Raw genomic sequence first — 20,700 nt, 5'->3', positions numbered from 1 at the left:
GCAGGAGACACAGCACGATGCGCATCGGAGTTCTCACCGCCGGCGGCGACTGCCCGGGTCTGAACGCAGTGATCCGGTCGGTCGTGCACCGAGCGGTCGACAATTACGGCGACGAGGTCATCGGCTTCGAGGACGGCTACTCCGGCCTCCTGGACGGCCGCTACCGCGCCCTCGACCTGGACAGCGTCAGCGGCATCCTGGCCCGCGGCGGCACCATCCTCGGCTCCTCCCGACTGGAGCGCGACCGGCTGCGCGAGGCCTGCGAGAGCGCCTCCGACATGATCCACGAGTTCGGCATCGACGCGCTGATCCCGATCGGCGGCGAGGGCACCCTCACGGCCGCCCGCATGCTGTTCGACGCGGGGCTCCCGGTCGTCGGCGTCCCCAAGACGATCGACAACGACATCTCCTCCACCGACCGCACCTTCGGCTTCGACACCGCGGTCGGCGTCGCCACCGAGGCCATGGACCGCCTCAAGACCACCGCCGAGTCCCACCAGCGGGTGATGGTCGTCGAGGTCATGGGCCGGCACGCGGGCTGGATCGCGCTGGAGTCCGGCATGGCCGCCGGCGCCCACGGCATCTGTCTGCCCGAGCGGCCCTTCGACCCGGCCGACCTGGTCAAGATGGTCGAGGAGCGCTTCGCCCGCGGCAAGAAGTTCGCCGTGGTCTGCGTCGCCGAGGGCGCCCACCCCGCCGAGGGCAGCATGGACTACGGCACGGGCGAGATCGACAAGTTCGGCCACGAGCGCTTCCAGGGCATCGGCACGGCACTGGCGTACGAGTTGGAGCGCCGGCTCGGCAAGGAGGCCAAGCCGGTCATCCTCGGCCACGTCCAGCGCGGCGGCGTGCCCACCGCGTACGACCGGGTCCTCGCCACCCGCTTCGGCTGGCACGCGGTGGAGGCCGCGCACCGGGGCGAGTTCGGCAGGATGACCGCGCTCAGGGGCACCGACATCGTGATGGTGCCGCTCGCCGAGGCGGTCACCGAGCTGAAGACGGTCCCCAAGGACCGGATGGACGAGGCGGAGTCGGTCTTCTAGATCCGCCGGGCGCTGCTACGGCCGTCTCTCGACCGCCTCCCAGAAGCGCTCCACGATCTCGTCCAGGAACTCCTGGCCGGCCTCGCCGGAGCGTTCGCCGCCTCCGCCCCAGCTCAGCGTGGACACCATCTGCCCCTGGTACTGCCGGTGCAGATCCATCAGGGTCTCCTCCACCAGGCGCCGGTCCAGGGGCACGATCTTGGCGACTTGACGGACGTACGCCTGCCAGCGGGTGCAGACCGCGCCGCGCAGGCATTCGGTGAGCCGCTTCTCGCGTCCCGTGACGGCGACGAAGTCCGGCAGGTTCAGCTCCAGCAGGTCGGCGAGGGCGGCGGACTGGCGGTCGGTGCCCCGCCACTCGTCGTGCTCCTCCATGCCGAGGTAGACGAGCAGTTCGAGTCCCACGGCACGGGCCACGTCCTCGGGGGCGATCCCGCGCGCGACGCGGTGCTCGCGCAGGGTGCGGGGACGGCCGATCAGTTCACCGGGGGAGCACCACAGCACGCCCGCGAGAGCGGTGAGTTCCGGACTGGTCGGGCAGACGATCCCGCGCTCCCAGGCGACGACGAGATCCGGCGTGACGTAGGGGAGCCCGTACGAGACGCACAGCCCGTAGGCCACGTGCTCGGGCCCCATGCCGAGAGCGGCACGGAGTCTGCGGGCGGTGAGGTTGTCGAAGGGCGGTCCGGGCTGGTTCGGCAGGGCGGGAGGTCGGCGCACGGCCCACAAGCTAGGGGCGCCGGTGTGCGGTGACTACGGTCTGTTCGGCCAGGATCACGGATTGTGCGAACCTACGGTTTCGACCGTGCATTCGGGCTGGCCGAAGATCCTCTGTCGCCGGCGCGGGGGCGGTGGCGAGGATGGCGCCGGGTGCCCGGACGGGTGGCCGGAAAGAGGTGTGATCTTCGTGTACGAAGTGAATGGCAAGGTAGAGGGGCATATTCGCGAGCGGCTGCTGGCGCCGAACTTCTGGCATCTCGCCACGGTCGGTCCGGACGGAGCGCCGCAGGTCTCGCCCATGTGGGCGGACATCGAAGGTGAGTACGTCATGGTCAACACGGCGATCGGACGTGTGAAGGAGGAAAACCTGCGGCGCAATCCGAACGTTTCCCTCTCCCACCACGACCCCGACAACCCCTACGACCGCGTCGAGATCCGGGGCCGGGTGGTGCGGTTCGTGGAGGGCGAGGAGGCGGAGCGCTCCATGGACCGGCTCACCCGGAAGTACATCGGCGAGGAGCGCTATCCATGGCTGCTGGCGGGGGAGCGAAGGGTGATGCTGCTGATCGAGCCGGTGCGGGTGCGCAGGGTCGTGGGCGTGGAGCCGTTCCGTCCCGGGGTGCTGCCTTCGTGAGCCGGCTCATCCCTTGACCGCCCCGCCCAGCGCGAACCCTCCTCCCAGTCGCCGTGCGATCAGCACGTACAGCAGGATCACCGGCGTCGAGTAGACGACCGAGAACGCGGCGAGCCGGCCGTACGCCACCATGCCGCGGTTGCCGAAGAACTCGTTGATGCTGACGGAGGCCGGCATCTGGTCCGGGGTGAGCAGCAGCATGAACGGGACGAAGAAGTTGCCCCACATCATGACGAAGGAGAAGACGGTCACGACCGCGACTCCGGGGCCCATGAGGGGCAGCACGATCCGGACGAGCGACTGAAGGGAACCCGCCCCGTCCGTCCAGGCGGCTTCCTCCAGCTCCTTCGGCACGCCGTCCATGAAGTTCTTCATCAGCCAGATGGCGAAGGGGAGTTGGGAGGCGGCGAAGAACAGGATCGTGCCCTGGAAGGTGTCGATCAGGTCGACCTGCACGAACAGGGCGTACACCGGGACCATGATCGCCGTGATGGGCAGACTGGTCGCGAAGAGGATCGACAGCAGGAACGGGCGGTTGAGACGGGAGCGGAAGCGGGACAGCGGATAGGCCGCGAGGGCCGCGCAGACCACCGTCAGCAAGGTCGCCCCACCGCACAGGATCAGGCTGTTGAGCAGCGGGGTGAAGGTGATCTCCGGGGTCAGGATGGCGTCGAAGTTCTCGAGAGTGACACCGTCGGGGACCTTCACCCTCAGGTCGGCGTGCGGGTCCAGCGCCGACAGGACCACCCAGGCGAGCGGCAGCACGAAGGCGGCGGCGACCGCCAACAGCCCCGCGTCGGCGGCCAGTCGGCGGTTGCGGCGGCGGTCGGACACGGCCTCAGACCTCCGTCCGCAGCAGGCGCATGTAGACCACCGAGAACAGCGAGCCGACTAAGAGCAGCAGCAGGGCCACCGCGGTGCCGTAGCCGATCATGCTGTTCTGGAAGGCCTGTTCGTACATGAACAGGGGCAGTGTCTGGCTCTTGTCGCCCGGACCGCCCCTGGTCATCACCCAGATCAGCCCGAACACCGACAGGGTCTGGAGGGTGTTGAGCATCAGATTGGTGCCGATGGAGCGCCGGATCATCGGCAGGGTGATGTGCCACATCCGGCGCCAGCCGCCGGCGCCGTCGACCTCTGCGGCCTCCGTGATCTCCTTCGGGATCTCGCCCAGCGCCGCCGTGTAGACGAGCATCGAGAAAGCGGTGCCCCGCCACACGTTCGCGAAGGACACCGCCAGGATCGGCAGCGTGAACAACCAGTTCTGGGACGGGAGATGGAGCAGGTCGAGCAGGGCGTTCAGGGTGCCCTCCTTGCGGAAGAAGGCGTAGAGCAGGAAACCCGCGACGACCTCCGGCAGCACCCATGCCGTGATCACGATGCCGCCCGTGAGCGTGCGCACGGGCTTCGAGGCGCGCTGCATCAGCGCCGCGAGGGCCAGGCCCAGCGTGTTCTGCCCGACCAGCGACGACACGACCGTGAACACCAGCGTCAGCCATACGGCGTTGAGGAACTCCTCGTCCTTGAAGGCCGTACGGAAGTTCTCCAAGCCGATGAACGACGACTGCGCCTGACCGGTCAACTGGAGGTCGGTGAAGGCGATCCAGGCGCAGTAGGCGATCGGCCCGGCGAGGAAGAGGATCAGCAGGACGAGCGCGGGGGCGACGGGGAGGGCGCGGGTGAGGGAGCGGAGGTTCACTTTTCGATCACTTGGTTGTCCGTGGCCTCCTTGAGCGAGTCGTCGTAACTCCTGGCCGCCTCCTCGACGGGCACGTCACCGGTCGTCACGCCCTCCATCGCCTCCTGGATCGCGGTGGAGACCTTCGGATACGCCGGGTACGCGGGCCGGTAGTGGGTGCTCGCGACCAGGTCGGTGAAGAACTTGATGCCGGGCTGGGCCTTGGCGTACGCGGGGTCCGCGGCCACGTCCTCGCGTACGGAGATGCCGGAGTTGGCGACGTACCACTTCTGGGCGTTGGCCTTGGTCTGCATGGTCTTCACGAACTCGAAGGCGAGGTCGGGGTTGCCCGCCTTGGCCGGGATCGACCAGGTCCAGCCGCCGGACATGCTCACCTTGCCGGGGGCCTGCCCGTGCTGGGTCGGCATGTACGCGAGGCCCAACTCGCCGGACCACTCGGGCCATTCGTGTCCGCTGCCGGGCAGCCAGTCCTGCGGGAGCCAGGAGCCGTCCAGGTCGATGGCGAGCTTGCCCTTGGGGAGCAGGTCGCCGCGGACGATGGTCTGGATGTTGGGGTCGAGGGCGGTGGAGACGTCCGGGCCGAGCTTCTCCCGATAGACCGTCTCGACGAAGGAGAGGGCGTCCTTGAAGCCCTGGCTGCCGGCGATCCACTTCTTGGCGGAGTCGTCGTACAGGCGGTCCTCGGTGCCGTAGAGCAGCATCTCGAAGCCCTGCATGGTGGCGGCCTCGCCCGCGGGCTTGCCGGTGTAGACGTTGAGGGGCGTGACGTCCGGGACCCTGCGTTTGATGGTGCGGGCGGCGTCGAGGACCTCGTCCCAGGTCTTCGGCTGCCAGTCCGCGGACAGGCCCGCCTTGGCGAAGATGCCCTTGTCGAACCAGAGCCCGCGGGTGTCCGTGCCGTCCGGGACGCCGTACGTCTTGCCGTCCTCGGCCTTCGCCGCGGCCTTCGCGGTGTCGATGAACCGGTTCCAGTCCGGCCACTTGGCGAGGTAGGCGTCCAGCGGCTTCAAGTACCCGCTGGTGATGTCGGAGTTGATGAGGAAGGTGTCCTCGTAGACCAGGTCGGGCGCGGTCCTCGCGGAACGGAGCATCTGCTGGAGCTTGGTGTAGTACTCCGAGTCCGGGGCCTTGATCGGGACGAGCTCGACCTTCTTGCCGGGGTTCGCCTTCTCGAACTGCTTCTTTACGTCCGCGAGATAGTCGTCCATCACGTGGATGGAGTTGTCCGTGGACTGCTTGAAGGAGATCTTCACGGTGTCCGGATCGCTGCCGGAACCGCCACCGCAGGCGGTGAGGGCGGATGCGGCGAGGGCGGTGGCGAGCAGGGAGGGAAGTACGGCGGTGGGGCGCACGGGCATGTCCTCCTACGGGCTCACGTCGTTGTGGCCGGGACGGCTGCCGTGTGAACGTAAGAGGGGTGGTCTAGTCCCGTCAATGACCGTGCACCGCCTCGGACTTACTGCTGGCCCTTCACCCACCGGTACTGCAGCTCCGGCCGCCCCACCGTCCCGTACTGCGGACTGCGGGCCGCCCGGCCCGCGTCGACCAGATGCTCCAGGTAGCGGCGGGCGGTGATCCGGGATATGCCGACCACCTCGGCGAGACCGGTCGCAGTGAGGCCCTCCGCGCAGTCCCGCAGGGCCACCGTCACCCGCTCCAGGGTCGGTGCGCTGAGCCCTTTGGGCAGGGCGGCCGGGCCCGGTGCGCGGAGCGTGGCCAGCGCGCGGTCCACCTCGTCCTGACCGCTCGCCTCACCGGCCGCCGCGTGGAACTCCGCGTACCGGATCAGCCGGTCCCGCAGGGTGGCGAAGGTGAACGGCTTCAGCACGTACTGCACGACACCCAGCGAGACCCCCTCGCGCACGACCGTCAGGTCCCGGGCCGACGTCACCGCTATCACGTCCGCCTGATGCCCCGCCGCGCGCAGCGAACGGGCCAGCTGGAGTCCGTGCCCGTCCGGCAGATGCAGGTCGAGCAGGAGCAGGTCGACGGGCGTACGGTCCAGCAGACGCCGGGCCTCGGCGCCGGTGTGGGCCTTGCCCACGGCCGTGAAACCGGTGACCCGGTTGACGTACAGGACATGCGCGTCGGCGGCGACCGGGTCGTCCTCGACGACCAGCACACGGATGGGCTGCGGCGTGCTCATACGTCCCCTCCGGGGACCGGGGCACCACCGGGGACCGGGGAGCCGTTGGGGGGCGGGGGGGCGTCCGGGGGGGCTTCGGCGGCCGTGGAGTGTTCCGGGCCCGGTGTGTTTGCGGGGGCCGGCGTCGGGGGGCCTTCAGGTGCCGTGGCGCTTGCGGGGGCCGTAGAGCCTTTCGGGCCCGGTGTGTGTTCCGGCGCTGTGGAGCGTTCCGGGCTCGTGGTGCCGTCGGGGGCTGTGGCGTTTGCGGGGGCCTCGGCCTCGCTGTCCAGGGGCAGCCGTACCTCGAACTCCGCGCCGCCGCCCTCGGCCTCTGTCACGGTCAGCGTGCCCTTGCAGCGGTTGACCGTCTGCCGGACGAGGGCGAGGCCGAGGCCGCGCCCGCCCGGACCCGCCGGCTTCGTCGAGAAGCCGCGCTGGAAGACCGCCTCGGCGTGGGCAGGGTCGACGCCCGCGCCTGTGTCCGAGACCCGCAGGACCAGCCCGCGGCCCGCCGTACCCTCCGTGTACGCCGTCACCGTCACCCGCGCCCGTACGCTGCCCTGCGCCGCGTCCACCGCGTTGTCGATGAGGTTGCCGAGGATCGTGACCAGGTCCCGGGCGGGCAGGGTCTCCGGAAGCAGCCCGTCGTCCAGCCGGCTGTCCTCCGAGACGACCAGCTCCACGCCCCGCTCGTTCGCCTGTGCGGTCTTGCCCAGCAGCAGGGCGGCAAGGACGGGCTCGCCGACCGCCGCCACGACCTGGTCGGTCAGCGCCTGCGCCAGCTCCAGTTCGGCGGTCGCGAACTCCACCGCCTGTTCCGCGCGGCCCAGTTCGATCAGGGAGACGACCGTGTGCAGCCGGTTCGCCGCCTCGTGGGCCTGGGACCGCAACGCCTGGGTGAAGCCGCGCTCGGAGTCCAACTCGCCCATCAGGGACTGGAGTTCGGTCACATCGCGCAGGGTGACCACAGTGCCGCGCTGCTCTCCGCCGGAGACCGGGGAGGTGTTGACGACCAGGACCCGCGTGGACGTCAGGTGGACCTCGTCGACCCGCGGCTCCGAGGAGAGCAGCGCTCCCGTCAGCGGCGCCGGCAGCCCGAGGTCCGCCACCGACCGCCCGATCACCCCGTCCTGCGAGGACACGCCCAACAACTCCCGTCCGCCGTCGTTGATCAGCGCGACACGGTACTGCCCGTCCAGCATCAGCAGCCCCTCCCGTACCGCGTGCAGGGCGGCCTGGTGGTAGTCGTGCATGCGGCTGAGCTCGGCCGCGTTCATGCCGTGGGTGTGGCGGCGCAGCCGGGCGTTGACGACGTACGTGCCGATGGCGCCGAGCGCGAGCGCGCTGCCAGCGACGGCGAGCAGGGCGGTGAGCTGGCCCTGCACCCGCTCGCTGATCTTCTCGACCTGGATGCCGGCGCTGACCAGGCCGATGACGTTCCCCTTGTCGTCCTTGACCGGGGTGACCGCGCGGACGGAGTAGCCGAGAGTGCCTTTGTACTTCTCCGTGAAGGTATGGCCCTTGAGCGCGCGCTCGGTGTTGCCGAGGAAGTGCTTGCCGATCTGCCTCTTGTCGGGGTGGGTCCAGCGGATGCCCCGCGGGCTCATGATCGTGACGAAGTCGACCTCGGTGTCGGCCATGACGCGGAGCGCGTAGGGCTGAAGTTCGACCGTGGGTTTCGGCGTGCCTATCGCCTCCCGCACGGACGGCGAGTCCGCGACCGCCCGCGCCACGGCCCTGGCCTGAACCCGCGCCGTCTCCTCGGCCTGGCTCCGGTCACTGACATACGTGAACAGCGCGTACCCCGCCACGACCACGGCGATCAGCACGGCCTGCATGGCGAAGAGCTGGGCCGCGAGGCTCCGGGGTCTCGGTACGGGGATGCGCATGTCGTCAGTGTGCCTCCATGGCTGATTGTGAACTAAATGAACGGAAGGGTGACCGCCCTCACAGGGCGGGAGATAGTCACGGCATTCCCCTAAAAGCCCGGACGTGAGCCGCACGCCGGTCATGCCGACGAAGACGTCAAGGAGGGCAGCCGTGGCCGCCAGCACCCCCGATACGGCACCCGCAGTCAAAAAGGACCGCACTCACTACCTGTACATCGCGGTGATCATCGCGGTTGCCCTCGGCATCACCGTCGGCCTGGTCGCACCCGACTTCGCGGTCGAGCTGAAGCCGATCGGCACCGGGTTCGTGAACCTGATCAAGATGATGATCTCGCCGATCATCTTCTGCACGATCGTGCTCGGTATCGGATCGGTACGGAAGGCCGCCAAGGTCGGCGCCGTCGGCGGTATCGCGCTGATCTACTTCACGATCATGTCGCTGGTCGCGCTGGGCATCGGCCTGGTCGTCGGCAACATCCTGGACCCGGGCACCGGCCTCGCCGTGACCGACGCGGTCAAGGACGTCGGCCACGCGCAGGTCAGCGCGGAGGCCAAGGACACCACCGAGTTCCTGCTCGGCATCATCCCGACCACCTTCGTCTCCGCCTTCACCGAGGGCGAGGTGCTCCAGACCCTGCTCGTCGCCCTGCTCGTCGGTTTCGCGCTGCAGGCCATGGGGCCGGTCGGACAGCCGGTCCTGCGCGGTGTCGAGCACATCCAGCGGCTCGTCTTCCGGGTCCTCGCCATGGTGATGTGGGCCGCCCCGGTCGGCGCCTTCGGTGCGATGGCCGCCGTCGTCGGCTCCGCGGGAGTGGACGCGCTCAAGGATCTCGCGCTGTTGATGGTCGGCTTCTACATCACCTGCTTCCTGTTCGTCTTCATCGTGCTCGGCACCCTGCTGCGGCTGGTCGCGGGCCTGAACATCCTGACGCTCTTCAAGTACCTGAGCCGCGAGTTCCTGCTGATCCTGTCGACCTCCTCCTCCGAGTCCGCGCTGCCGCGGATCATCGCGAAGATGGAGCACATGGGCGTCAGCAAGCCGGTGGTCGGCATCACCATCCCGACCGGCTACTCGTTCAACCTCGACGGCACCATGATCTACATGACCATGTCCTCGCTGTTCATCGCCGACGCCATGGGCACCCCGATGTCGATCGGCGAGCAGATCCCGCTGCTGCTCTTCCTGTTCGTCGCCTCGAAGGGCGCCGCCGGTGTCACCGGCGCCGGTCTCGCGACCCTGGCCGGCGGTCTCCAGTCGCACAAGCCCGCCCTGGTGGACGGCATCGGCCTGATCGTCGGCATCGACCGCTTCATGAGCGAGGCGCGCGCCCTGACCAACTTCGCGGGCAACGCCGTCGCCACCGTCCTGATCGGCACCTGGACCAAGGAGATCGACCGCGAGCGCGTCGACCAGGTGCTCGCCGGTCACCTGCCCTTCGATGAGACGACGCTCCTCGATCACGACGAGGAGACCACGGCGGACATCCCCGAGCAGGGCGGCGAGAAGGAGCTGGCCAAGGCCTGAGCGGCCGGACGCCGATGGCCGCAGGGCCACACAGAACCGAGCCGGGCCCGACCTGAACCCGGGCCCGGCTCCCGCCCCGGGCGGCCGAGTACTCCCCCGTAGCTCGGCCGCCCGGACCCCCTTGCCGAAGGGGTTCAGTCGCTCAGTCTCGCCACCAGCGCGGTGGCCAGAGAGGCGGGTACGCCCGCCGCGGTCAGAAGGGTGACCGCGGTGGAGCGGCCCGCCTCTTCCGCGTCCAGCAGCCCGTCGTTCACCGCCTCCATCACCGCGAACATCATCTGCTCGTGGACGTAGGCGAGGGCGGGAGCGGGCAGCGGTGAGACGAAGACTCCCTCGTCCAGACCGCGCTGGAGCAGTTCGGTGCTGGCCTCGCGCACGGGGGCGAGCCGTTCGCGGATGCCCTGCACGGTGACGCTGCGCTGGGCGAGCGTGACCAGGACGCGATAGCGGTCGGCGACCTTCCAGACCGCGAGCACGGAACCCGCCACGGCCTGCGCCAGGTCCTGAGCCCCCTCGCGGCCCGCCGCGTGCGCGTCCGCCACCGCCTCCACGGCCCCGTCGACGAGCGTGCCGATCAGCGCCTCACGGCTCGGGAAGTGGCCGTACACGGTCCGCCGTACGACGCCCGCGGCGCGCGCGATCCGGTCCATGGACGCGTCGGGGTCCCGCAACAGCTCGGTGAGTGCGACGTCGAGAATGCGGCGGCGGTTGGCGTCGGCGCGACTGGAGTGGCCCGTGGTCATGGGCGCCATTGTGCCCTTCCCGGCCGCACTTGCACGTCGTTGTGCAGCAGGCGTCCCACGGCACGGCACACCACGTCATCGAGAAAGTGGACATCGCTGTGCAAGACAAGGAACTGATCGGTGCCCGCAGACTCACCGAACTCTTACCCGGGGCCACTAGCGTGCCGACCTCGGACGGCACGCTTTTCCATCGGAGGCACACGGGGGATGAAGATCGACTGGGACCGGCGGACCTGTGCGCGCCGCGGTCATGTGACGTACGCGCCGGACGAACCCCGCCTCAGGGAGCGGCTGCACGCCGAGACCGCCCTGGGCGGGGCGTGGCGCTGCCTGCGCTGCGGGGACTTCGCCCTCGGTGAGCCGCACGGCTCGGGACCCGCGGACCACGCGCCCCTGGTGCCGCGCGGCAAGGTGCTCAGGGACCTGTTCGTGCTGCGCTTCCTCGCGATCGAGCGGGCGGTGCGCGGGGTGTTCATCGTGCTGGCCGCGGTGGCGGTGTGGAAGTTCAGCAACAGCCAGGATTCGGTGCGCAGGCTCTTCGACGAGTATCTGGACGTCTTCCGGCCGGTGTTCAGGCACTTCCACTACGACCTCGACCACTCACCGATCGTCGACACCCTTCAGAAGACCTTCGGGTACAAGCACAGCACCCTGGTCCTCGTCGCGGTGCTGCTGCTGGCGTACGCCCTCATCGAGCTCGTCGAGGCGGTCGGCCTCTGGTACGCCAAGCGCTGGGCGGAGTACCTGACGGTGGTCGCGACCGCCGCCTTCCTCCCGCTGGAGATCTACGAACTCACCGAGCGCATCAGCTGGTTGAAGATCGCCACCCTGTTCCTCAACATCCTCGCCGTCCTCTACATCCTCCTGGTCAAGCGCCTGTTCGGCCTGCGCGGCGGCCACCGGGCCTTCGAGGAGGAACGGCAGAGCGCGTCGCTGCTGGAGGTCGAGGAGGCCGGCGGGCTGCGTGAACTCAGTGCGTCCGGTCAGGGGTCCCCACAGCCGTGAAGGCGCCCCGGGCACGGCAGTAGGCGCGCGAGTGGGGGCCGAGGGCGGGTCGAGGCCGAGACCCGGGCGGAGTGGATTCAGCGAGGCAGGGACCCGGCGGCTCTCCCGACCTCCGCTCCGACCGGATCGCGCGCTGTTCGGCGCCCGCCGGGACCTCGCTGACCGCCCTCGCCGACGCCGGGGGCCGCTAGGCCCACGGATCCGTGATCTCCCGCAGCAGCGTCAGCGCCTCGCGCAGCTGCTTCATACGGCGCCTGCCGAGGTGTTCCTCCCACTCCTTCTCCACCTCCGCCACCACCCCGTCGGCGACCTCCTTCGCCGCCCACGCCTTCGCCGCCCCGCGCACCAGCCGGGCCCGCTTGTCGGTCGGATCCGGGACGCGGGTGACGTAGCCCGACTTCTCCAGCTGGTCGACCAGGAAGCCCGCGGTCTGCTTGGTGATCTGGGCCTGCTCGGCCAGTTCCGTCAGCCGGGTGCCCTCGGGGCCGATCCGCTGCATGACCCGGGCCTGGGCGGGCGTGAAGTCGTCGAACCCCGCTTCCGCGAGCGCGGCGAAGATTCGATTCTCCAGGGCCCGGTACGGGAGGAACAGGAGCAGCCCCGTGTTGAGCTCGCTCTCGGCCACCATCGTCGACGCTCCTTCGCGCTGCTTGCACTCACACTGCTTGAACTCGCGTTTGCTTGAACTCACAGCGCTTGACATTGGTCAGAGTCTCTGACTACTTTGGTCAGAGAAGCTTACCACTTGAGGTGGGTGATTCCCGTGGGCGCAGTGCTGGACACCGACGAGCTCTGGCAGGTCGTCGACCGGGAGCGGGCGAGCCTGGCCGACCTGCTGGAGGGCCTGAGCCCGAAGGAGTGGGAGACGCGCACGCGGTGCGGGGACTGGCGGGTCAGGGACGTCGCCGCGCATCTGACGGTCGCGGCGCGTTTCTCCACCGGACAGGTCGTACGGGAGATGGTCCGCGCCCGGGGGAACTGGAACCGGATGATCCACGACTCGGCGGTCCGCGAGGCCGAACTGCCGGTCGCCGAGATCGTCGCCAACCTCCGTTCGATCATCGGCTCCCGGCGCCTCGCGCCCACCACCTCACCCCACGAACCCCTCCTCGACCTCCTCGTCCACGGTCAGGACATCACCCTCGCCCTCGGCCGTGACCGCGCGGTGCCGCCGGCGGCCGCGCGGGACGCCGCCGACCGGGTCTGGACCATGCGGTTCCCGCCGCGCCCCTGGCCCCTGCCGAAGGCACGGCTCGTCGCCACCGACATCGCATGGACGCGTGGGGCCGGTGAGGAGATCCGCGGTCCCATCACGCCCCTCCTCCTGCTGCTCACCGGGCGCCCGGAGGCGGCCCGGGAGTGGGCCGATCGCACCGGGGAGCCGTGGACGGGGGTCACGGCTTCCCGGTGACGGGGAGTGGGGGCTGATCGAGCCGGACGGGGACGGAGGCGGCCCCCAGGCCGTCGCCCCCGTACAGGCCGGGCTTGGCTCCGAGCGGCCCTGGCACCCCCTTCGACACGGCCCTGTCGCGCCTTTCCGCCGGCAAGGCCACTCGCCGCCGGTGTTGCCCATGCGGCGATGGGCTCGTGTGCGCGGATACGGTCGGCGTGGTCGGCCGGCCGCCCGGTGAAGTCGTCGTCCCCGCACGGAACGGGGGCCACGCTGACCGCCGTAAAGGGAAAGCAGGGGTCCACCGCGGAAACCGATTCCGCCTGCCGCCGCCCTCGCCGCAATGGAAATCGAGCAATGGGGGCCGTCCCCGCTGCCGCGCGGACCGCTCTTGCCTTGACGTCGGCGTCAAGGACTACGTTCGTAGGCATGCGAATCGGCGAGCTGGCCGCACGGGCCGGGACCACCACGCGGACGCTGCGCTACTACGAGGCGCGGGGTCTGCTGCCCGCGCGGCGCGGGCACAACGGCTACCGGACCTACGACGAGGACGACCTGAAGCTGCTCCGGCAGATCCGGACGCTTCAGGACTTCGGGTTCGACCTGGAGGAGACACGGCCGTTCGTGGAGTGTCTGCGGGCCGGTCACCCCGAGGGCGACTCGTGCCCGGCCTCGCTCGCGGTCTACCGGCGCAAGCTCGGTGAACTGGACGCGCTGATCGGTGAGTTGCAGACCGTGCGTGCCCAGGTCGGGCAGCAGCTGGAGCGGGCCGAGCGGGCGCGCGCCGTGCTGGCCGCCGACGCGGAGGTTCCGGGCGGTCCGGAGCCGGTGTGCGAACTGGGAGGGGACCACAGGTGATCAGGGCAGCGGGTGTGGCCGAGGTGACGGACACGGACTTCGGGACGGAGGTGCTCGGTTCGGAGCTGCCGGTGCTGGTGGAGTTCACCGCCGACTGGTGTCCGCCGTGCCGGCAGATGGGGCCGGTGCTCGCGGCTCTCGCCGCGGAGGAGGGCGAGCGGCTCAAGGTGGTGCAGCTGGACGTCGACACCAATCCGCTGACCACGAACGCCTACAAGGTGCTGTCGATGCCCACCTTCATGGTGTTCCGGGGCGGGGAGCCCGTGCGCTCGATGGTGGGGGCGCGGCCGAAGCGGCGGCTGTTGGAGGAGCTCACGGACGTCCTGTGAGCTGACGCAATACAGAGAAATCCCCCGGACGATTGCGTCCAGGGGATTTCTTTGCGTATATTGAATGGTTCGCGACTTCATGCATATCGAGTCGCAAAGAAGCTCAGTGAGCAGAGTATATCCGGGCGGGAGTGGAATTGTCAAACACCGGCTTTCCGGACGATGAATTGCGGCAGGAACAGGAATTCATCGACGGGCTGTACACACATGTGGACGCCCTGCGCGGCGACACCGAGGCCTCCGTCACGGACGCGCTCGGCCAGGGCAACACCCCCATGCAGGCCCGGCTGGAGCGGGACATCCTGGTCGCCGAGCGCTCGGGGCTGCTGGCCGCGCTGAACGCGGTCGACGGTTCCCTCTGCTTCGGCCGGATCGACCTCACCTCAGGCATCACCCACCACATCGGCAGGATCGGACTGCGCAACGACGACGCCGACCGCACCCCGATCCTCATCGACTGGCGGGCCGACGTCGCCCGCCCCTTCTACCTGGCCACCGGCCACACCCCGATGGGCCTGCGCCGCCGTCGGCACATCGGCACCGAGGGCCGCCGGGTGACCGACCTGCACGACGAGATCCTCGACCTCGGCGACCAGGAACGGACCGGCCACGAGGACCCGACCGGTGACGCCGTCCTGCTCGCCGCGCTCAACTCCGCGCGCACCGGCCGCATGAGCGACATCGTGCAGACCATCCAGGCCGAACAGGACGAGATCATCCGCGCCCCCCACCGCGGGGTCCTGGTGGTCGAGGGCGGCCCGGGCACCGGCAAGACCGCCGTCGCCCTGCACCGGGCCGCGTATCTCCTGTACGAACACCGGGAGCTGCTGGCCAAGCGGGCCGTGCTGATCGTCGGCCCCAACCCGGCCTTCCTCGGCTACATCGGCGAGGTGCTGCCCTCGCTGGGCGAGACGGGCGTGCTGCTCGCGACGGTCGGGGAGCTCTTCCCCGGTGTGAAGGCGACGGCGACCGACAGCCGCGCCGCGGCCGCGGTGAAGGGGCGTGCCGCCATGGCGGACGTCCTCGCCGACGTCGTACGCGACTGGCAGGCGCTGCCCGACCCGGTGATCGCGATCGAGCACGACCGCGAGATCCTCATGCTCGACGACGGCCTGGTCAAGGTCGCCCGCGAGAAGACCCGGGCCGCCCGGCTGCCGCACAACGTGGCCCGTGAGTACTTCGAGGGCCACATCCTCAACACGCTCACCGACATGGTCGCCGAGCGCATCGGCACGGACCCGTTCGACGGGACGAATCTGCTGGACCCGAGCGACATCACGCAGATCCGCGACGAACTCGCCGAGAACCCCGAGGTCTGGGCCGCCATCGACCAGTTGTGGCCACGTCTGACCCCGCAGCGGCTGGTCGCGGACTTCCTCGCCGATCCCGTCGGCCACCTCCCCGACGAGGACGCGGCCGCCATCCGCCGCCCGGTGACCCGCGGCTGGACGGTGGCGGACGTGCCCCTGCTCGACGAGGCGGCCGAACTCCTCGGTGTGGACGAGCGGTTGGCGCGCGCCCGGGCCGAGCGCGAGCGCGAGAGTCAGGTCGCGTACGCGCAGGGCGTGCTGGACGTGTCGTACGCCTCGCGCACCTACGAGTTCGACGACAAGGACGAGGAGGACTCCGAGGTCCTGTCCGCGCACGACATCATCGACGCCGAGCGGTTCGCCGAACGGCAGGAGGAGGACGACCACCGCAGCGCCGCCGAGCGCGCGGCGGCCGACCGCACCTGGGCGTTCGGGCACATCATCGTCGACGAGGCGCAGGAACTGTCGCCGATGGCCTGGCGGTTGCTCATGCGGCGCAGCCCGACCCGCTCGATGACCCTGGTCGGCGACCCCGCGCAGACCGCGGAGGCGGCGGGCGTGGGGTCATGGCAGGAGATCCTGGAGCCGTACGTCCAGGACCGCTGGGAGCACGCGAGGCTGGGTGTCAACTACCGCACCCCGGCGGAGATCATGGAGCTCGCGGCGGCCGTGGTGCGCGCGGAGAACCCCGGTTTCGAACCCCCGAGTTCGGTCCGTTCGACCGGCGTACGGCCCTGGGTGCGCGCCACCGACGACCTGCCCGGCGCGGTCGCGCAGGCGGTGAAGGAGCTGACCCCCGCCGAGGGGCGGCTCGCGGTCATCGCCCCGCGCCATCTGCACCGCAGGCTGGCGGCCCGGCTCGACGGGGTGACGGCGGGCGCGGAGCCGGACCTGACACGAACCGTCGTACTCCTCGACCCCCGGCAGTCGAAGGGGCTCGAATTCGACTCCGTGCTCGTGGTCGAGCCGGGGCTGTACGGCACGAGCGACCTGTATGTGGCGCTGACCCGGGCGACCCAGCGGCTGGGGGTGCTGCACACGGGCCGGCTGCCGAAGGCCCTGGTCGACACATCCGTCCCAGGGATCACCGTGACGTAACAGTTCACGCCATGGTCACTGCGTGTGCACGGCCGGTGCGGTAAGCGTGTTCGGTATGGAAGCCCATTCCCACACGACCCCGCCGGCCGGCGGCCCCGCACTCGGGTCGCTGCCCGTCGAGCCGCTGCTCACCGCCGAGTTCGACGTCGACCCCGGCGCGGTGTACGAACGACTGCGCGGCACCTACGGACCGGTCGCGCCGGTCGGTCTTTTGGGGGTGCCGGTATGGCTGGTGCTCGGGTACACCGAGGTCACCGAGGTGCTGCGGAACGAGACCCTGTGGCGGCGGGACATCCGGTACTGGCGGGCGCGGGCCGAGGGGCGGCTGCCGCGGGACTGGCCGCTGCTGGCCGGTTACGAGGTCCGGCAGACGATGTTCATGGACGACGAGGAGCATCTGGGCTCCCGGCGTACGCACCACTCGGCGCTGAGCCCCTTCCAGGACGCGCGGAGTCCGGAGGGCTGGGAGCTGCGGGTCGCCGTCGCGCGGTACGCCGACGAACTGGTCGGGATGCTGGCGGCGGAGTCGGGGGCGGTGGGGTTCGCCGACCTCGGGGCGCAGTACACGAGGCCGTTGCTGCTGATGGTCACGACCAAGTTGTTCGGCTGTCCCGTGGAGTTGGGCGACGAGCTGGTCATGGACCTGTGGCGGATGCTCGACGGAGGGCCCGACTCGGGGCCGGCGACGGCGCGCGCACTGGGAGCCTTCACCCGTCTCGCCGCGCATCGCAGGGCCCGGCCGGGTGACGACCTCACGTCCTACATGCTGCTCGCGGACCCCAGGCTGAGCGACGAGCAACTCGGGCGGGAGCTGTTCATGAACGCCGTGTACCTGAACGACATCACCGGGAACATGGTGCTCAACACCCTGCTGGAGGTGCTGCGCGGCAACGCGACGGTCCGGCGCAGCCTTTCGGCGGGCCAACTGGGAGAAACGGTCAACCGGGCGGCGCTGGCGAATCCTCCGGTGGCCAACATGTGCTTCCGCTTCGCGGCGCGGGATGTGCGGCTGGGGGAGGTGTGGGTGCGGGCGGGGGACGCGGTGTCCCCGTCCGCCGCGGCCGCCCACCGTGACCTGCTGGCGCTCGGTTCCTCGCACCTCGTGGGCTCCGCGGTGTCCACCCGGGCGCATCTGGGGTGGGGTGCGGGTCCGCACCAATGCCCCAGTGCGGCACGGGAGTTGGGCGGGCTGATCGTGACTACCGCGGTGGGGAGGGTGCTGGATCACTTCGTCCGCGCGGAGCTGACCCTGCCGCCGGATCAGTTGCCGTGGCGGTCGGGGCCGGTGGTGCGGGGGTTGCGGTTGTTGCCGGTGCGCTATGAGCTGGGGGCGGGGGTGACTGCCGCGCCCCGGCGTACGACGCCGTCCCTGAACTCGGCGACTTCGGCGACTACGGCGACTTCGGCGACGGAACATGAACCCCGCGGACTGCTGGCGATACTGCGCAAGCTGATGTTCGTCGGCCGCTGAGAGTGTCCGCCCCCTCAGACGCCGGACGGGCTGAAATCGGCCCCTCCGGCGTCTGAGAAGCGGCAGTCGATCCCTACGCCGGCCGCAGCCACACCGTGGCCAGGGGTGGGAGGGTCACCTGGATGCTGGCCGGGCGGCCGTGCCAGGGGGTGGGGTCCGGTTTCACCACGTCCGGGTTGGTGACGTCACCGCCTCCGTACCTCGCCGCGTCCGTGTTCAGGGTCTCCAGCCAGGCCGGGACGTCGTCCGGGGCGCCCAGCCGGTAGGCGGGGCGGACCACGGGGGAGAGGTTGGTGACCGCGAGGAGGGGGGAGCCCTCCGCGTCGAACCTCAGGAAGGCGAAGACGTTGTCCTCGGACGCGTCGCCCACGATCCACTGGAAGCCAGAGGGGTCCGTGTCGCGCTGCCACAGGGCCGGGGTGTGGCGGTAGACGACGTTCAGGTCGCGGACCAGGTCGCGGACGCCCCGGTGGTCGGCCTCGGCCCCGTACGCCGGGTCCAGCAGCCACCAGTCGGGCCCGTGCGCCTCCGACCACTCCGCGCCCTGGGCGAACTCCTGTCCCATGAAGAGGAGTTGCTTGCCGGGATGCGCCCACATGAAGGCCAGGTAGGCGCGGAGGTTGGCCCGCTGCTGCCACCAGTCACCCGGCATCTTCGACACCAGTGAGCGTTTGCCGTGGACGACCTCGTCGTGGGAGATCGGCAGGACGTAGTTCTCGCTGTACGCGTACACCATCGAGAACGTCATCTCGTGGTGGTGGTACTTGCGGTGCACGGGCTCGTGGGCCATGTAGTCCAGCGAGTCGTGCATCCAGCCCATGTTCCACTTCAGGCCGAATCCGAGACCGCCGAAGCCGCCCGGGCCCATGTGGTGCGTCGCGCGCGTCACACCGTCCCAGGCCGTCGACTCCTCCGCGATCGTCACCACGCCCGGCACCCGACGGTACACGGTCGCGTTCATCTCCTGGAGGAAGTCCACCGCGTCCAGGTTCTCCCGGCCGCCGTGCACGTTCGGGATCCACTGGCCCGGTTCGCGCGAGTAGTCGAGGTAGAGCATCGAGGCGACCGCGTCGACCCGCAGGCCGTCGATGTGGAACTCCTCGCACCAGTACACGGCGTTGGCGACCAGGAAGTTGCGCACCTCGCGGCGGCCGTAGTCGAACTCCAGCGTGCCCCAGTCGGGGTGCGCCGCGCGGAGCGGGTCCTCGTGCTCGTACAGGGTGCGGCCGTCGAACTCGGCGAGCGCCCAGTCGTCGCGCGGGAAGTGGGCCGGCACCCAGTCCATCAGTACGCCGATGCCGGCCTGGTGGAGCGCGTCGACGAGGTACTTGAAGTCGTCGGGGGTGCCCAGACGCGCCGTGGGCGCGTAGAAGCCGGTGACCTGGTAGCCCCAGGAGCCGCCGAAGGGGTGCTCGGCGACCGGCATCAGCTCGACGTGGGTGAAGCCCAGGTCCTTGACGTAGGCGGGCAGTTGCTCGGCGAGCTGACGGTACGTCAGGCCCGGTCGCCAGGACGGGAGATGGATCTCGTAGACCGAGAAGGCGGCTTCATGCGCGGGAGCGCCCTCCGCGCGGCGGGCCAGCCACTCCCCGTCCCCCCACTCGTGGTGCGATGCGTGGATGATCGAGGAGGTGTTGGGCGGGACCTCCGTGCGGCGGGCCAGCGGGTCCGCGCGCAGGGTCTTGGAGCCGTCGGGGCGGGTGATCTCGAACTTGTACAGCTCGCCCTCGCCGACGCCGGGCACGAACAGCTCCCAGACGCCGGTGGAGCCCAGCGAGCGCATCGCGAACGCCGAGGGGTCCCAGAAGTTGAAGGTGCCGGCCACTCGCACACCGCGCGCGTTCGGCGCCCACACCGTGAAGCGGGTTCCCGGCACGCCCTGGTGGGTCATGGGCCGCGCGCCCAGGGCCGTCCACAGCTGCTCGTGCCGGCCCTCGCCGAGCAGGTGCAGGTCGAGGTCGCCGAGCGCGGGCAGGAAGGTGTAGGCGTCCTCGGTGTCCTGGACCGTCTCCTCGTACGCGACGAGCAGCCGGTAGGCGGGGATCTCGCGCATCGGCAGCAGGGTGGAGAAGAAGCCGTCACCGTCGTCGTGCAGTTCGGCCCGCACGTCCCCGGCCACGACCGTGACACCGAGGGCGTACGGGCGGAACACCCGGAAAGCCACCCCGCCGGGAACCGGGTGCGCGCCGAGCACCCCGTGCGGGTCGTGGTGGGTGCCGGAGAGCAGCCGGTCCCGGTCGTCGGCGGGTACCTCCGGTGACGCGGCCGGGACCGAGAGGGATGCGTCCGGTGCGGGGACCGGCTCCGCGACCGGCACTGCGACCGGCTCCGCCACGGGGCTCTCACCGGCCGCCTTCGGCACCGGGGTCTTCTTGGCCGCCACCTTCTTGGCGGTTGTCTTCTTGGCCGTCACCTTCTTCGCGGCGGCCTTCTTGGCGGTGGCCTTCTTCACGGCCGGCTTGTCGACGCCTGCCTCCTTGACCAGCGCCTTCTTGGCCACGGCTTTCTCGGCACCAGCCTTCTTGGCCACGGCTTTCTCGGCACCAGCCTTCTTGGCCACGGCCTTCTCGCCGCTGCCCCCCTTTGCGACGGCCTTCACGGCACCGGCCGCTTCGGCGCCGACCTTCTCGGCACCGGCCTTCACGGCACGGACCGTTTCGGCAGCCGCGGTGCCGACAGTCGTCTTCCCGGCAGTCCTCTTCCCGGCGCCAGCCTTCTTCGCGGTCGCCTTCTTGACCACCGGCTCCGCCTTCTTCGCCGAGGCTTTCTTGGTCACTGCCTTCTCCGCGACCTTCTTCTTCGCAGTCTTCTTCGGTTCCGAGCCGCTGGGGGTGGGCGGAGTCACGGGTAAAGCCTCCTCG

General features: G+C 70.1%; 18 protein-coding genes. 9 read left to right on the top strand and 9 right to left on the bottom strand.

Annotation, left to right across the window (positions count from 1 at the left end):
* Positions 1-17 precede the first annotated feature (17 nt).
* Positions 18-1,043: an ATP-dependent 6-phosphofructokinase gene (locus ABZT93_RS11680; protein ID WP_356102389.1), complete on the top strand. Its 1,026-nt coding sequence runs from the start codon at positions 18-20 to the stop codon at positions 1,041-1,043.
* Positions 1,044-1,058: 15 nt separating this feature from the next.
* Here ABZT93_RS11680 and ABZT93_RS11675 read toward each other — a convergent pair whose 3' ends face one another.
* Positions 1,059-1,763, bottom strand: coding sequence for a helix-turn-helix transcriptional regulator (locus ABZT93_RS11675; protein ID WP_356102386.1), 705 nt, complete (start codon positions 1,761-1,763; stop codon positions 1,059-1,061).
* 178 nt (positions 1,764-1,941) lie between these two features.
* Between ABZT93_RS11675 and ABZT93_RS11670 the strand changes: the two genes are divergently transcribed.
* Positions 1,942-2,397: a PPOX class F420-dependent oxidoreductase gene (locus tag ABZT93_RS11670; protein ID WP_356027892.1), complete on the top strand. Its 456-nt coding sequence runs from the start codon at positions 1,942-1,944 to the stop codon at positions 2,395-2,397.
* 6 nt (positions 2,398-2,403) lie between these two features.
* Here the strand turns inward: ABZT93_RS11670 and ABZT93_RS11665 are convergent, their stop codons facing one another.
* From ABZT93_RS11665 to ABZT93_RS11645, 5 genes are all read right to left on the bottom strand, one after another.
* Positions 2,404-3,231 carry a carbohydrate ABC transporter permease gene (locus ABZT93_RS11665; RefSeq protein WP_356102384.1) on the bottom strand — a complete coding sequence of 276 codons (828 nt, stop codon included), beginning with the start codon at positions 3,229-3,231 and terminating at the stop codon, positions 2,404-2,406.
* Between the two features lie 4 nt (positions 3,232-3,235).
* On the bottom strand, positions 3,236-4,096 hold the full coding sequence (locus tag ABZT93_RS11660) for a sugar ABC transporter permease (protein ID WP_356102381.1): 861 nt from the start codon (positions 4,094-4,096) through the stop codon (positions 3,236-3,238).
* On the bottom strand, positions 4,093-5,454 hold the full coding sequence (locus ABZT93_RS11655) for an extracellular solute-binding protein (RefSeq protein ID WP_356102378.1): 1,362 nt from the start codon (positions 5,452-5,454) through the stop codon (positions 4,093-4,095). The genes ABZT93_RS11660 and ABZT93_RS11655 overlap by 4 nt, the downstream gene beginning before the upstream one ends.
* 98 nt (positions 5,455-5,552) lie before the next feature.
* Entirely contained in the window at positions 5,553-6,242 is a 690-nt protein-coding gene (locus ABZT93_RS11650; RefSeq protein WP_356102376.1) for a response regulator, read from the bottom strand.
* The gene (locus ABZT93_RS11645; RefSeq protein ID WP_356102374.1) at positions 6,239-8,110 is read right to left on the bottom strand and encodes a sensor histidine kinase; all 1,872 of its coding nucleotides are present in this window, start codon (positions 8,108-8,110) and stop codon (positions 6,239-6,241) included. Before ABZT93_RS11645 ends, ABZT93_RS11650 begins: the two co-directional genes overlap by 4 nt.
* A gap of 121 nt (positions 8,111-8,231) precedes the next feature.
* On the opposite strand from ABZT93_RS11645, the gene ABZT93_RS11640 reads away from it, so the two are divergent.
* Positions 8,232-9,635, top strand: coding sequence for a cation:dicarboxylase symporter family transporter (locus tag ABZT93_RS11640; RefSeq protein ID WP_356102913.1), 1,404 nt, complete (start codon positions 8,232-8,234; stop codon positions 9,633-9,635).
* Between the two features lie 134 nt (positions 9,636-9,769).
* On the opposite strand, the gene ABZT93_RS11635 is transcribed toward ABZT93_RS11640, so the two are convergent.
* The gene (locus ABZT93_RS11635) at positions 9,770-10,387 is read right to left on the bottom strand and encodes a TetR/AcrR family transcriptional regulator (protein WP_356102372.1); all 618 of its coding nucleotides are present in this window, start codon (positions 10,385-10,387) and stop codon (positions 9,770-9,772) included.
* Between the two features lie 198 nt (positions 10,388-10,585).
* Between ABZT93_RS11635 and ABZT93_RS11630 the strand changes: the two genes are divergently transcribed.
* On the top strand, positions 10,586-11,383 hold the full coding sequence (locus ABZT93_RS11630) for a DUF2127 domain-containing protein (RefSeq protein ID WP_356102370.1): 798 nt from the start codon (positions 10,586-10,588) through the stop codon (positions 11,381-11,383).
* 187 nt (positions 11,384-11,570) lie between these two features.
* Here ABZT93_RS11630 and ABZT93_RS11625 read toward each other — a convergent pair whose 3' ends face one another.
* Positions 11,571-12,011 (bottom strand): MarR family transcriptional regulator, encoded by a 441-nt coding sequence (locus ABZT93_RS11625; protein ID WP_356102369.1) that lies wholly within the window; start codon positions 12,009-12,011, stop codon positions 11,571-11,573.
* Positions 12,012-12,137: 126 nt separating this feature from the next.
* On the opposite strand from ABZT93_RS11625, the gene ABZT93_RS11620 reads away from it, so the two are divergent.
* The 5 genes from ABZT93_RS11620 to ABZT93_RS11600 all read left to right on the top strand — a co-directional run bounded on the left by ABZT93_RS11620 (position 12,138) and on the right by ABZT93_RS11600 (position 17,839).
* On the top strand, positions 12,138-12,794 hold the full coding sequence (locus ABZT93_RS11620; RefSeq protein ID WP_356102910.1) for a maleylpyruvate isomerase family mycothiol-dependent enzyme: 657 nt from the start codon (positions 12,138-12,140) through the stop codon (positions 12,792-12,794).
* Between the two features lie 408 nt (positions 12,795-13,202).
* The gene (locus ABZT93_RS11615; RefSeq protein ID WP_356102366.1) at positions 13,203-13,631 is read left to right on the top strand and encodes a MerR family transcriptional regulator; all 429 of its coding nucleotides are present in this window, start codon (positions 13,203-13,205) and stop codon (positions 13,629-13,631) included.
* Positions 13,628-13,960 (top strand): thioredoxin domain-containing protein, encoded by a 333-nt coding sequence (locus ABZT93_RS11610; protein WP_356102363.1) that lies wholly within the window; start codon positions 13,628-13,630, stop codon positions 13,958-13,960. Before ABZT93_RS11615 ends, ABZT93_RS11610 begins: the two co-directional genes overlap by 4 nt.
* Positions 13,961-14,127: 167 nt before the next feature.
* Complete coding sequence (locus tag ABZT93_RS11605; RefSeq protein WP_356102906.1) at positions 14,128-16,368, top strand: UvrD-helicase domain-containing protein; 2,241 nt, start codon at positions 14,128-14,130, stop codon at positions 16,366-16,368.
* A 55-nt stretch (positions 16,369-16,423) separates the two neighbouring features.
* Entirely contained in the window at positions 16,424-17,839 is a 1,416-nt protein-coding gene (locus tag ABZT93_RS11600) for a cytochrome (RefSeq protein ID WP_356102361.1), read from the top strand.
* 73 nt (positions 17,840-17,912) lie between these two features.
* On the opposite strand, the gene glgB is transcribed toward ABZT93_RS11600, so the two are convergent.
* Complete coding sequence (gene glgB / locus ABZT93_RS11595; RefSeq protein WP_356102358.1) at positions 17,913-20,684, bottom strand: 1,4-alpha-glucan branching enzyme; 2,772 nt, start codon at positions 20,682-20,684, stop codon at positions 17,913-17,915.
* Positions 20,685-20,700 lie beyond the last annotated feature (16 nt).

This window comes from Streptomyces sp. NPDC005303 (genome assembly GCF_040607335.1).
Lineage (GTDB): Bacteria > Actinomycetota > Actinomycetes > Streptomycetales > Streptomycetaceae > Streptomyces.
Note: the sequence above shows the minus strand (reverse complement) of the source record. Positions and strands in the feature narration are given on the sequence as shown.